A 333-nucleotide genomic window follows, 5' to 3' on the forward strand; every position below is an offset into this window, starting at 1 on the left:
GGCTGAAGGCGCACTACCCGGCCGAGTTTATGGCGGCGGTGATGACCGCCGATATGGACAACACCGATAAGGTGGTGGGGCTGGTGGACGAATGCTGGCGCATGGGGCTGAAGATCCTGCCGCCGGACATCAACAGCGGCCTGTATCACTCCCACGTCAACGACGACGGCGAGATCGTTTACGGCATCGGCGCCATCAGGGGCGTGGGGGAAGGGCCGATCGAAGCCATCATCGAGGCGCGCAACAGCGGCGAGCAGGGTTACTTCAAAGACCTGTTCGATCTCTGCGCGCGCTCAGACATCAAGAAACTGAACCGCCGCATTCTGGAAAAAC

1 protein-coding gene is annotated in these 333 nt (G+C 61.0%); it reads left to right on the plus strand.

All coding sequences use genetic code 11. The annotated features are described in order from the left end of the window. A partial coding sequence (locus tag KHA85_RS20745) for a helix-hairpin-helix domain-containing protein (RefSeq protein WP_213186759.1) occupies window positions 1-333 on the plus strand: 333 nt, incomplete at both ends.

This window comes from Dietzia massiliensis, assembly GCF_018390595.1.
Classification (GTDB): Bacteria; Actinomycetota; Actinomycetes; order Mycobacteriales; family Mycobacteriaceae; genus Dietzia; species Dietzia massiliensis.